A 12,875-nucleotide genomic window follows, 5' to 3' on the forward strand; every position below is an offset into this window, starting at 1 on the left:
AAGAAAAAAAGCAGGAACCATGAGCCTGCTTTTTTGTTATTTGTATTTCTTCCAGGCGGCGGGGGGATCTGCGGAGAAACGTATCCATTTTCTTGTCCATGGATGGCGGAGCGTAAGTTGATGACAATGCAGCGCCTGGTAATCAAGCTCTGGGATATCTTCTCCCCCATACAACGAATCTCCTGCAAGCGGATATCCGATCGAAGCCATATGCACTCGAATTTGATGCGTACGACCTGTTTGCAGCTTGCATTCCACCCGAGTGTACCGTCTTCCTCTTTTCAGGATTTCATACTCGGTGACTCCGTGCTTCCCTTCTGGATGCACCTCTCGCTGAATAATAGAACCCGGTTTACGGCGAATCGGTGCATCAACGGTGCCTGTTTCCCCTTTTTTCATCTTCATTCTTCCCTCGACCAATGCCGTATACTTCCGCTCCACCTCATTAAGCTTAGCAGTTAAAACGGAATGGCTGTACTTATGCTTGGCCACAAGCATTAGTCCTGAAGTGTAACGGTCGAGCCGCGTCACGATATGAACCGTATACGGCAGGCCCTTCGTATCGTAATAATGAATCAACCCCTGAGCTAAGCTCCCTGAAGGGTGGTTCGGACGGGGAGACACTTCAACCCCTGACGGTTTATGAAGCACGATAATATCTTCATCTTCGTAAACGATGGATAACGGAATAGGTTCACCTACCATCACCGGCCCACGTGCCTCTTTAGGAAAAATGATCGAAAGCTGATCCCCCTGCTGTAAATGTGTCCAATGTGGAACGCTCACACCATTGACTTGTAACACAGCTTCCTGTTTGACATGCTTATACAATTGAGCTGAAAAATTCGCTCGATTCCTTAAAAAAGCTTTCATCCTGATGGGTTCTTTTACAATCCAGGATTTAATTAACGGTTTACATGGAATGTTCATCTGCTACAAACGAGTCATGCACTCGACTCCAGAATGGAAATGGGCGGAAACGTGCAAAACGAACACGTTCTTTCGCCACTCGGCACTGAATCGATTTTACATCCTTATAGGTTTTTGTGATATGGTCTATTGTAATAAGGAAGCTTTTATCGTTTTTCGGTTTTAATAAGCACGTGTGATGGCCAGGTAAAATAAGAGGAGAACCGATTGTCCGGAACACGCGATTATTAATGGACGCCATCTCTGTAATTTGGATCGCTTCAAGCGAGGGGTGTAAAATCGCACCGCCTAAAGCTTTATTGTACGCTGTACTTCCTGACGGGGTAGAAATACAAAGACCATCTCCTCTAAAGGTTTCGAAGTGGTCGCCTTTGATTTCAATATCAAGTACCACTGATCCTTCTGATGTTTTAATGGCACACTCGTTTAAAGCTAAATGACGATCCTCTGTCCCGCCGCTATTGGGGCGAATGGTTACTTCAAGAAGCGGATATTCAACCACTTGAAATGGGGTGCGTGCGATTTCAATGATCAATTTTTCTAGTTCATCCGGTGTCCAGTCTGCATAAAAACCTAAATGGCCGGTATGGACACCGATAAAAGCTGTCTTATCCAGACGGTGAACGTAGGTATGAAATGCTTCTAGAAGTGTTCCGTCGCCACCAACGGAAATCGCTAAGTCTGGTTCCTCTTCATCGTATTCAAGTTTAAATTCAGTTAAGTAATTTTTGATTTTCGTGCGGATCTCGTTGGATTTTTTATCACCCTTTGAGAGGATCGAAAACTTCATGCCGTCAGCTCCCTTCTGGTTTTTTTATCTGTTTTTCGTTGAAAATTTTTTGTGCTTCTTGGATTTCACTTTTAATCTTGGACATCTCCTCATCTAATCGAAAGGCAGCTTCAGCAGCTCGTTTTAGCCTTGATTTAACTTCCGTGGGAATCTGTCCCGCATATTTATAGTTTAATGAATGCTCGTTTGTTGCCCAAAAATTCATAGCTAACGTACGAATTTGAATTTCGGCCAGAACTATTTTTTCTCCATGAATCGTTTCCACCGGGTATTTAATAATCACGTGAAACGAACGATACCCGCTGTCTTTTTTTCGTGAAATATAGTCCTTCTCTTCAACGATCTCAAAGTCATGACGGTTCTTGAGCATATCGACCACAGAATAGATATCATCGACAAATTGACAAACGACGCGAACGCCGGCAATGTCTTGCACTTCATCTTCAATATTTTCTGGATTAATCCCTTTTCGTCGAGCTTTTTCAATAATACTCGATTTAGGCTTCACTCGACCCGTTACAAATTCGATCGGTGATTGATCGCGCTCATATTCAAATTGTTGCCTCATTCCTTTTAATTTAACCTTTAATTCTTCCACCACTTGAGCATAGGGTGCTATAAAAATATCCCAATTCATGCGTGTTGAGCACCACCTTTATGTATCCTACAGTCTAGCATGGTTAAGCTGTTTGACTCATCATTATTGTATCATATTTACCAGCTTAAACTAGAATCAAACGTGATGAGAATGGTTAATCTTTGCAATTTGAACGACAAATAAATCATAATAAATGATAAGAGGTGAAGTACAAATGTCCCAAGAAATTGAAATTGAATTTAAAAACTTACTGACCGAAGAAGAATACGTAAAGCTTTACGAGGATTTATCTTTCGAATCAGTTGAACTTATAGAACAAACCAACTATTATTTTGAAACTGAAGACTTTAAGCTGAAGCAAGTAGGAGCGGCTCTTCGAATTCGCAGGAAAAAAGATACGTGGACGTTGACGTTAAAGCAGCCTCATTCAGAAGGCTTACTGGAAACACATGATGTGCTGACTCAAGACGATGTGAATCAATGGATGATCAGCCGGCCGACGTCAGCTGAACATGTTGAAAAACAGCTGCGCGAGCTTGGTGTATCCATTGATGAACTTAAATACATGGGCTCTCTCATGACTCGCCGAAAAGAACAGGAATATAAGAACACAACGGTTGTGCTTGATCACAGCTTTTATTTTGAAAAAAGTGATTACGAACTTGAGCTCGAAGCCCGGTCTAAAGAAACAGGGTTAAACGTTTTTCGCGAACTGCTCGCTAATTATCATATTCCTGAGAGAAAAACCGATAATAAGATCAAGAGGTTCTTTAATGCCAAGCCTCAATCAGATTAGTTGCCGTTCAAGTTGTCCGTTGCTAAAATAAATAAACAGACAGGAAGGGATTTTATGCAACCTACACCAGGCACTATTTATGAAGCTATTGGAGAAGAAAAATTAAACGAACTTGTTGATCATTTTTATAATTATGTAAGCCAACATCCTGATCTCATCCCTATATTTCCGGATGACCTCACGGAAACAAGGCGCAAACAAAAGCAATTTCTCACTCAATTTTTCGGTGGACCCCCTTTATATATTCAAGAGCACGGACATCCGATGCTTCGGGCACGCCACCTTCCCTTTACAATTACACCAACCCGTCGGGACGCTTGGCTTTCTTGTATGGACCAGGCTTTGACGGATGCTGAAATTGAAGAACCTTATCGTACAGCAATGCTTGACCGCTTAACGATGACAGCTAACCACATGATGAACACACCAGAGGACGAGGAGAAAGGAGAATCGATGTGAGTTGGAAAAGCTTAAATAGCTCAAGAGAGCAACAAGGTACATCCACTGGTTTTTTTGATTTATTAAAAAGACCCATTGAGATGTACGTATTCGTGGATCCACTTTGCCCAGATTGTTGGTCACTCGAACCGATCTTGAAAAAGCTTACCATCGAATATGGACGATTCTTCTCTATTCGCCCGATCATCAGTGGAAACTTAGCTTCCCTGCAAAACTGTGATTCCGATCGACCAGAGAAGCTGAAAAAAGTGTGGGATAAGACAGGATCCCGCACAGGAATGTGTTGCGATGGCGATGTTTGGATTGAAAACCCAGTATCCTCCCCTTTAGTTACGGCACTTGCCGTTAAAGCAGCAGAGCTTCAAGGGAAAAAAGCAGGCATGCGGTTTCTTCGCAAAGTCCAGGAATATGTCTTCTTAGAGAAGCAGAACATTTCTGACGAAGGTGTCTTGCTGGAATGTGCGAAGAAAAGTCGTCTCGATGTTCGTGAATTTGAGAAGGACCTACATTCCGAATCCGCCAGGAAAGCATTGCAATGCGATATTAAATTAACACGTGAAATGGACGTTGATTCTGCTCCTTCCATGGTCGTTTTTAACGAATCGGACGAGGAAGCAGGTTTAAAGATTACCGGCATTTATTCATATGATGTTTATGTAAAAGTATTAAAAGAGATGTTACAAAAAGACCCTAAACCAGCTCAGAAGCCCCAGCTTGAAGAATTCTTAAGCCACTACCGCTTCGTCGCGAATAAAGAAATCGCTGTGGTCTATGACTGGTCAGAGCAACAAGCCAAGAAAGAAATGAAGAAACTTGTGCTAAAGCAAAAAGCACGCGAAATCCCCGTAAAACACGGAGCATTTTGGGAATATATTGATGGTCAATAACTGATCCATGGTGAGCTGCAGCGCTTGCCGTGGATTTTTTTATGACTACTAATCCTCTCATAATCCTGTCCTTTTTGAATAAAATAGTTATGATTACGAACCAAGAAAGGGGATGCTCTCATTATGAAGATCTGGTTGTTTATTCTATATCTCATTTTATTTCTTGCCATTTGTTTCTTTCATTTATTCGCTTTAATGCGTCTATATCCTCTATATATTACTACTCCTCTTCTCGTGCTCTCGTTTTATTTTCTCCTTCACCTCCTCTTTCACAAAAAAAAGTTCCGCGGTTTCTCCTAACGAAACCTGCGGAACTTTTTCAATGTCTAGGAATTTATAAAATTCTAAGCTGTGGATATATATGTTTAAAAGAGCGACCTCCAGCGCCCAGACACTCGCGTCATAAGCAATCCGCCCTGCGGAAGGGAAGGCCGCCTTCCTCCGGCCGTTTTGCTTATGCGTTTCGTGTCTACCAGGGCGCTTGCGCCTTTGATCTTTTTCATTTTTTATTTTAATAACTCTTCCATTTCATTCAGCTTCTGTTCAAAAACATCCAACGCTTCATAAACAGGGTCTTTAGATGTCATGTCTACTCCAGCCTGCTTCAATACTTCAATTGGATAATCACTGCTTCCCGCCTTTAAAAAGCTCATATAGCGTTCAACAGCCGGTTCACCTTCTGTTAAAATTTGTTCGGCAAGTGTGGTTGCTGCAGCATAGCCTGTAGAGTATTGATAGACATAGTACCCCATATAGAAATGAGGAATACGTGCCCACTCAAGACCGATTTCGTCATCAATGACAAGCTCTTCACCAAAATACTTTTTATTCAGGTCATAATAGATTTGAGTAAGCTTATCCGCAGTAAGAGCTTCACCGTTCTGAGCTTGAATATGAATTTCATGCTCAAATTCAGCGAACATCGTTTGACGAAATACAGTGCCACGGAAACCTTCTAAAAAGTTATTTAATAGATAGAGCTTCTCTTTTTTATCATTTGTATTTTTCAGCATATAATTATTCAGCAACGCTTCGTTACACGTGGACGCAACCTCTGCTACAAAAATGGAATAGTTACCGTAACGGTAAGGCTGATTCTCATGCGTATAGTAACTGTGCAGTGAGTGACCAAGCTCGTGAGCAAGAGTAAACAAATTGTTCACATCATCCTGCCAGTTCATCAAAATAAACGGATTCGTCCCATAATGTCCGGAGGAGTAAGCCCCACTACGTTTCCCTTTATTTTCTTCCACATCAATCCAACGGTTTTTAAACCCTTCCTTCACCGTGTTTACGTAACTGTCCCCAAGCGGCTTCAAGCCATTTACTACAAGCTCTTGAGCTTCTTCATACGACACCTTCATTTCAGCATCTTTAATCAAAGGTGTGTACATATCATACATATGAAGTTCATCGAGCTCAAGCACCTTCTTCCTCAGTTCCACATAGCGATGCATCAGAGGCAGACGCTCGTTCACCGCTGCAATTAAGTTGTCATATACTGTTTCTGGAATATTGTTGCGGTCGAGCGCTGCTTCTCTTGCTCGTTCGTACTGTTTAACTGTAGCAAAATAATTATTTTTCTTCACATTTCCGCTCAGCGTAGAGGCAAACGTGTTTTTAAACTGTCCAAACGTATCATACATGGCTTGGAACGCATTTTTACGCACTTCCCGATCTTCTGATTTAAGGAAACCAACATAACGACCGTGCGTTAAATCTACTTCTTCTCCTTCCTCATTTTTAATGGAAGGGAACGTTAAATCCGCATTGTTCAATGCTCCAAACGTTTGCGAAGGGTTCGAAGCTACTTCAGAAAATCCCGCGAGCAAACGTTCTTCCTTCTCACTAAGGACATGGTCTTTGCGGCGAGTGATTTCCTTTAAGGCATGCTTGTATAGCTCTAAATCCTTATTCTCATTTATAAACTTATCCACCGTTCCTTCAGGAAGAGCGAGGATTTCTGGAGTAATGAAACTCATAGATGAAGCTACTTTTGTATATAGACTTTCAGCTTTTGCATTCATTTCCTGATAATAAGAGTTCGTTGTGTCTTGATCATTTCTCATATGTGCATACGTAAATAACAAACCGATTCGGTGAGAGATTTCATCTTGCAGCTTCAGCAAATTAAAAAGCTGTTCAGAGGATTCACCCAGCTTGCCTTTATACTGTTCGATTTCAGGAATAACTTCTTTTACCTGCTCAAATTCTTTATACCATTTTTCATCCGTTTCAAATATAGATTCTAAATCCCATGTTCGTTCTTTAGGTACTTCTTCTCGTTTTGGTAGCTGCTTGGTCGATGCCATACTAATCCTCCTCAAAAGTAATTCGTCACACTAAACAGTTCTAGATCATTACCGTAATTCCTGCTCTCCACTATAAATAATTATGGAGTTTAAGCTCATTTACTACTCGTCGATCTTCAGCAACCGCCTGGTCAATGTGATCATGGAAATGAATGTCATGACCCTTCACCCACTCTTGCTGGGTGGTGCGATTAACATATCCTAATTGTTGCAGTAACTCCATGTACTCGTTATAAAGTAAGCTGCTTGTGCTATTAACAGCGGACTCGACTGATCTTTTTGGAAAAGTAATCACGTCTCCATTCGCCTTGGGCATATAATGTTGAAGAATGAATCTAGTTTGCCACACATAAGGAGCTTCACTTAGGAACAATTGGCTCTTTACAGGCAGATAGCAAACGCTTGGTATAAGCGAAAAGTGAAGTCCTTTCAAATAAAGGAACTGCCTCCATTGTCTTTCTATACTACCCACACGTTTTCTATAGTGAGTACGAAACTGATACTGTTGTTTCTCCCACATAGAATAGAAGGGATGAAAAGAAGATAAAGAAGGTTTAAATAGTTGAGGAAAACGTATCGTTTGTAATGGGAACGTTTGAAAGGAAGCAAAGGAGGAACGAACCGAAGAGCTATTTAACTGATGGACTGTGGTCATAGCCTGTGCATTCACATCTAAAAAATACATACAGTATTGTTTTTGAAATAAATACACCATAGATTTATGAAATTGTTCATGCTGAATTATATATCTTCCTTTTTGTTTTAATTGATTTCTTCCTAAGATCCATAGCGGAAAAATACCAGCCTCCTGAAATCCTGCTGTGCGCTTTAATACATCATCGGGCGGGATGGTCGCACATTGAAGTTCGATCGCTATTTTCTTTTTATTATGGGTGAGAAGCAAATCAGGGCGCTGATTGATTTCTGACAAAAAAGGTTCTACTTCAATTTCATATCCTTGACGATATAACCATTGATATAACAGCAACTTACCAGTTTCGTGGTATTCACTTTCCCCTCGTTGATTTACTTCACACGTACTTGTAGGAAAATGAGCAAAATGTGGAGTGATTTTTTGACCGGCGCGAATCATGAGGGTTTCTTTGCATACGGGGCAATAAAATGAGGATGTTTTCCTTTGTTTTTCTAATGCGGAAAATGAATATTGATAAAGGGCTGTAAGTTTGCCGCTTTTATCATAAGCATGGAACATAGAGCACCTCCTCTATGTATACTAATTCGACAATCCATACAAAAACCCTTTATTTACCCACAAAAAAAAGCACACTCCATGTGTGAGTGCGCTCTTACTTATCAGCTGGAAAATAATCTTTTACTTGATTCAATGCTTGTTCAGCAAAGATCGCTTTTCCATACTCCTGCAGGCGATAAATCGTCACAGACGACTCATGTCCAAATTCCATTAACTGACTTAAAATATTTTCTTGTTCATCATCACTCATATTTTCATCATTGAACTGAATATATAAATAATAGGTACCTTCAAAGTGATACAATGCGTGTTCAATTTGATCGGACTTGTTATCCATATAGTGACTCAATTGAATCACATCTTCAAATTCTTGAAAACGTAATGTGAAATTGAGTGGAGCCAATGCTTCTTGTTCATTCACTTCTTCTTCATCTTGTTCGTTGACTGCTTCGTCTGAATCTGAATGACCTAATTTATCTTCAAGTAAATGTTCTAAGTTCTCGTCTACAGGTACATCAATTGATTTACCCTCATCACTTGGGAGTTCGAGCTTTTGCCCATCTTGGGAAACCTGCGCTTTAGTAACGATCACTTCTAGGCCTTTGTCCATTGCTTGAACTTGGATCCAGAGCGGGCCGTCGGCTTGAAAGTTTTCCTGATCATTCACTTCATCCATCATTTCCCAGAATAGCTGTTCACTTCTTTCGCGATTGTACCAAATCTCTTCGCGGTCAAAGCCCAGCTGTTCGACATCATGATAAGAAACGTAAAACTTAACAGTGTTTTCATTTATGCGTTCGATTTCCATTTCTCTCTCTCCCTTCTATCGTTTAATAGGCGGAAGGGATCGTAACCCTAAGTCGCTTATTCTTACCTTACCCTTCAGGTCAAAGCTTCAACCATCGTGATGTTTTAGCGTAAGGATTGATGTACTTATATTGTATGACAGTAAATCTAAAATGGAAAACAAATTGCTTCGAATCAGCAGATAACTAGAACCCAAGCCCTCTTTGATTTCTCTATAGGGATGGTTGGTTTTTTATTCTAGCTTATTTTTTGAAATTTGTCACTACTTAGAGGGGTGTTTTTTTAATGAACTGGGACTTGCTTGAACCCATCCTGATTATTATTAGTATAGACATTATTCTTGGTGGCGATAACGCAGTAGTTATTGCGTTAGCCAGCCGTAATTTACCTGAGCACCAGCGAAACAAGGCGATTTTCATTGGGACAGGCCTAGCTGTAGCCTCTCGAGTCGTACTTACTACCGTTGCTTTATATTTATTGGCCATCCCTTATTTGCGTTTGATCGGCGGATTGCTTCTCATTTACATAGCGATCAAGCTTTTAATTAATGAGGAAGATACGACCTCCATTAAAAGCAGCGATAGTTTATTATCAGCCATAAAAACCATCGTATTCGCAGATATTGTCATGGGTTTTGACAATGTATTAGCTATTGCAGGCGCTTCACACGGAAACGTTACGTTAGTCGTGATGGGCTTATTAATATCTGTACCCATCATTATTTGGGGTAGTCGGATCATTTTAAAATTAATGGAAAAATTTCCGATTCTCGTTTACATCGGAGCTGGTATATTAGCTTTTACTGCAGCTGAAATGATTTTAGAAGACCCTCATGTCGAAGAGTGGATTCATGTCATTGCTCCGATCATGACCGTCTTTCCGTTTGTGGTTGTATTAGTAACTATCATGTTCGGTTATTTTTACAACAAACAAGTGGCAGAAAAATAAAAAACTGTCTCGATTTTTTTAATCGGGACAGTTTTGCATTTAGTTTACTAAGCGCTGTGCTTCCTTAAGTTGGAAGGTACGTACACTTCTAGGTAAGAAACGGCGAATTTCATCTTCGTTGTATCCAACTTGAAGACGCTTATCGTCAATAATAATTGGACGTCGAAGCAAACCAGGATTTTCTTGAATCAAGTCGAATAGATCCTGCATTGGAAGCTGATCGAAATCAACTTTTAGTTTTTGAAAGACTTTAGAACGAGTAGAGATGATTTCTTCTGTACCATCTTCTGTCATTCTTAAAATTTCTTTAATCTCATCAATCGTCAAAGACTCTGAAAAGATATTTCTTTCAGTGTAAGGAATATCGTGCTCCTCAAGCCAGGCTTTCGCCTTACGACATGATGTACAACTTGGTGAGGTATAAAGTGTTACCATATAGAAACTTCACTCCTCGAAATTTATTATGATTATTTTTTTAAGCAGCTCTAATTTAAAATTAGTATAATCTAATCTTATAGTATAACTATAACATAGTTGTCAACTAAAATCTATATGATGACAGGTAAAAGGCTTACATTCACAGAATTTTAACGATTAGAACAGCACACACTGTAATTTACCACATATGCGATAGATTTAAACCTCTTTTTTTAGATCTTTGTGAAGTTTTTCATTTTCAACTACGCTGAGAAATTGAAAATCCCTGCCTTTTCTATAAGACAGGGATTTAGATTCTCATTAGGTTCTCTTTAAATCTTTTAAAATATCATCAGTATCCCGGTTTTCGTCCAGTGTTAACACTTCGTCAACCGGCTGGTATGATTTTCCGTAAAATTCACTGTCTTTATACGTGTGAATTTCTTCGTACATCCGTTTCATCTGTTCATAGATTTCTTCTTCAGAGGCATCGTCTGGAGACCAGTATAGAATCTCCATTTGGTTTTCTTCGTTAGTAGCAAGTGATCGTCGAGTATAACCAATAGACTGAGCATGTTTGAATCCCTCTCGCTGGTAAAAATGCAGTCTTTTTGCTGTATCTGTTTCTTCATAATCAACAGGTTCTACTTCTAAAATAATCGGTTTCCCTTTTGCTTTCATTTTCTCGATTAATTTATGACCAAGTCCTTGACCTCTTGCATTGGAAGATACATATACATAGTCAATAAAAAGAAAGGATTTGAATTCTGCATACATTAATACGTGATGCTCTCCTTCATCTTTATAGTACACATCACTTTTTTCTTTTAGCAGGGTCTCCATATGCTCTTGCGATTTCATTTCTTCTACAGGAAAATACTGTTTCAGTTTATTATACCAACTCATTGATCTACTCCCTTACCAATTGATAGTTTCATTATAACTGATTATCCATTCATTGTTAAATAACGAGCGGCTCCTATTAGTGTGAACAAAAAAAGCACTGGATATCCAATGCTTCCAGCTTATAAAGAAACCTAAGTTCTCTCTTTTACCTCGCCAGTGTAAACATTTCTTGCATGAGGAAGAGGAAAGGGTTGCAGGAAACGACTCCCTTTCCAGGGGCGAATGGTGTGCCTCCTCAGGCTTTATCAGCCTTCCGGGGTCACACCTTATTCGTATCTCCCCTAGGAGTGTCGCCGTTTCCTACAACCCTTTTTCGAAATAGAGCACTGAAAAAACCATTTACTCAATCTGTACCCTTATGAAAACAGCTTTTGCATAAGGACATTCACTCTATGATGGTTCCAATATCTCACTTTGATCAAAGGAAAGGAAAAAGGGCCGACTCCTGCGGGACGAGCAGACCGAGGAGATTTTCCGTCTTGCCCTTCGGAAAGTAGCGCTTTTCCTATTCCTTTTCTCCATACCAGTAGGAAGGAACCATCCTATAAACTGAAAGCACTGGATATCCAGTGCTTCTTTTTAAGGAGTATAATCAACGTTTTCTGTGTAATTATTGGTTGCATTCCAAAGTAAATATTCTTCTATTCCATTATCTTGTAACGCACGAATTTGATCCTCTACTTCGGCTTTTCCATATTGGAAAGTAGAGCCAGAGTATAGCCAAGGTGCTTCAAAGTCCTGCAGCCATGGACGTGACACTGGAGCTTCTTCAAGCTCACCCAGGATTTGATTTTCCACCTGCGCGTACTCATCAATAATACGATAAGGTTCTGTGTCAGGCTTATCGATGCCGAAGTATGGCCCCCAGTGGCTTGGGTAAATCATCGAGGATATAACGTCTACGTTAGCCGAGATTTGTGAGAAGTTTTGCCCGATACCTGGTGATTCTTCAATGGTTGCAGCGTACCCGAAAATATCGACAGAAACATCAACATCATAATCACTTAAGTCCTGACGAGCGTATTCTACAAAATCAGTAACCGCACTCACTCGTTTTTTTATATTATTTTCTTCTGACTCCGCATAATCTCCTTCACCATAATCAAGTTCTTCATCCCGATTTTCAAAGCCTTCAGGGAATCGAACATAGTCAAACTGGATTTCTTGGAAACCAATCTCAGCTGCCATTTTCGCAATTTCTAAATTGTATTCCCAAACTTCTTTTTCAAAAGGATTAACGAATGCTTCATTACGGCTATTCTTCCATACTTCTCCATTTTTTGTGAATGATAAATCTGGACGTTCTTCAGCTAATAAGCTGTCCTTAAACACTACGACACGAGCTATTGGATAGATACCTTTCTCTTCGAGCTTCTCAAGCATTTTTCTTGGATCGTCTATGTAAGGCTCTGCAATGTCTGCGTATGGTGAATCTTCAGGTGGTTCAAATGATATGTTCCCATGATCTTCTTTTACGTCAATTACCATCGCATTCAAATCTGTTGATTCAACAAGCTCCGTCAATTCAGCCATCTTTGCGCCTCCAGCTGAAGGCCCTGTGACATAAATCCCTCTTACCGCATCCGGATATTCAAACTCAAGTCCTGCATTAAATACAAAACGTGCAATTCGATCAGGTACATCAAGACTCTGCAAATAAATCTCTTTTCCCGTATGTTCTTTCACATCTTTTTGAGCCTTCGCTTCTGAATTATGTACGAATAACGTAGCGGCTAGTGCAATAATGCCAGCGTAGATGACTTTCCTTAGGTGTAATTTCCCCATTTCTACCTTCTCCCACTTTTTTTATTT

14 protein-coding genes are annotated in these 12,875 nt (G+C 40.1%); 5 read left to right on the forward strand and 9 right to left on the reverse strand.

Translation table 11 applies throughout. From position 1 onward, the window contains the following. Window positions 1–36: 36 nt before the first annotated feature. The 3 genes from IEV27_RS06270 to yjbM are packed head-to-tail and all read right to left on the reverse strand — an operon-like array spanning window position 37 to window position 2,357. Window positions 37–873, reverse strand: a complete 837-nt coding sequence (locus IEV27_RS06270; protein ID WP_188376573.1) for an RluA family pseudouridine synthase — start codon at window positions 871–873, stop codon at window positions 37–39. A 40-nt stretch (window positions 874–913) separates the two neighbouring features. Beyond that, window positions 914–1,720 (reverse strand): NAD kinase, encoded by an 807-nt coding sequence (locus IEV27_RS06275; RefSeq protein WP_188376574.1) that lies wholly within the window; start codon window positions 1,718–1,720, stop codon window positions 914–916. Window positions 1,721–1,724: 4 nt separating this feature from the next. Further along, a complete protein-coding gene (gene yjbM, locus IEV27_RS06280; protein ID WP_188376575.1) occupies window positions 1,725–2,357 on the reverse strand; it encodes a GTP diphosphokinase in 633 nt (210 codons plus the stop codon). Between the two features lie 175 nt (window positions 2,358–2,532). Here yjbM and IEV27_RS06285 point away from each other — a divergent pair, with 175 nt between their 5' ends. The 4 genes from IEV27_RS06285 (at window position 2,533) to IEV27_RS20190 (ending at window position 4,760) form a co-directional block, all read left to right on the forward strand. After that, complete coding sequence (locus IEV27_RS06285) at window positions 2,533–3,114, forward strand: CYTH domain-containing protein (RefSeq protein ID WP_188376576.1); 582 nt, start codon at window positions 2,533–2,535, stop codon at window positions 3,112–3,114. A gap of 54 nt (window positions 3,115–3,168) precedes the next feature. Further along, window positions 3,169–3,573: a globin domain-containing protein gene (locus tag IEV27_RS06290; protein WP_188376577.1), complete on the forward strand. Its 405-nt coding sequence runs from the start codon at window positions 3,169–3,171 to the stop codon at window positions 3,571–3,573. Then, complete coding sequence (locus IEV27_RS06295; protein WP_308808305.1) at window positions 3,570–4,460, forward strand: ClpXP adapter SpxH family protein; 891 nt, start codon at window positions 3,570–3,572, stop codon at window positions 4,458–4,460. Before IEV27_RS06290 ends, IEV27_RS06295 begins: the two co-directional genes overlap by 4 nt. 123 nt (window positions 4,461–4,583) lie before the next feature. Beyond that, entirely contained in the window at window positions 4,584–4,760 is a 177-nt protein-coding gene (locus tag IEV27_RS20190) for a hypothetical protein (RefSeq protein WP_507762584.1), read from the forward strand. 206 nt (window positions 4,761–4,966) lie between these two features. Here the strand turns inward: IEV27_RS20190 and pepF are convergent, their stop codons facing one another. The 3 genes from pepF to mecA form a co-directional block, all read right to left on the reverse strand. After that, window positions 4,967–6,772 carry an oligoendopeptidase F gene (pepF, locus tag IEV27_RS06300; RefSeq protein WP_188376578.1) on the reverse strand — a complete coding sequence of 602 codons (1,806 nt, stop codon included), beginning with the start codon at window positions 6,770–6,772 and terminating at the stop codon, window positions 4,967–4,969. 70 nt (window positions 6,773–6,842) lie between these two features. Next, a complete protein-coding gene (locus tag IEV27_RS06305; RefSeq protein ID WP_188376579.1) occupies window positions 6,843–7,985 on the reverse strand; it encodes a competence protein CoiA in 1,143 nt (380 codons plus the stop codon). A 94-nt stretch (window positions 7,986–8,079) separates the two neighbouring features. Continuing rightward, window positions 8,080–8,793, reverse strand: a complete 714-nt coding sequence (gene mecA, locus IEV27_RS06310) for an adaptor protein MecA (RefSeq protein WP_188376580.1) — start codon at window positions 8,791–8,793, stop codon at window positions 8,080–8,082. A gap of 284 nt (window positions 8,794–9,077) precedes the next feature. On the opposite strand from mecA, the gene IEV27_RS06315 reads away from it, so the two are divergent. Beyond that, window positions 9,078–9,740 (forward strand): TerC family protein, encoded by a 663-nt coding sequence (locus tag IEV27_RS06315; protein WP_188376581.1) that lies wholly within the window; start codon window positions 9,078–9,080, stop codon window positions 9,738–9,740. A 39-nt stretch (window positions 9,741–9,779) separates the two neighbouring features. Here the strand turns inward: IEV27_RS06315 and spxA are convergent, their stop codons facing one another. The 3 genes from spxA to IEV27_RS06330 all read right to left on the reverse strand — a co-directional run bounded on the left by spxA (window position 9,780) and on the right by IEV27_RS06330 (window position 12,848). Then, complete coding sequence (gene spxA, locus IEV27_RS06320) at window positions 9,780–10,175, reverse strand: transcriptional regulator SpxA (protein WP_188376582.1); 396 nt, start codon at window positions 10,173–10,175, stop codon at window positions 9,780–9,782. Between the two features lie 303 nt (window positions 10,176–10,478). Continuing rightward, a complete protein-coding gene (locus tag IEV27_RS06325; protein ID WP_188376583.1) occupies window positions 10,479–11,063 on the reverse strand; it encodes a GNAT family N-acetyltransferase in 585 nt (194 codons plus the stop codon). A 579-nt stretch (window positions 11,064–11,642) separates the two neighbouring features. Beyond that, window positions 11,643–12,848, reverse strand: coding sequence for a putative glycoside hydrolase (locus IEV27_RS06330; RefSeq protein WP_188376584.1), 1,206 nt, complete (start codon window positions 12,846–12,848; stop codon window positions 11,643–11,645). Between the last annotated feature and the right edge of the window lie 27 nt (window positions 12,849–12,875).

It is taken from the genome of Halobacillus andaensis (genome assembly GCF_014636475.1).
Lineage (GTDB): Bacteria > Bacillota > Bacilli > Bacillales > Halobacillaceae > Halobacillus_A > Halobacillus_A andaensis.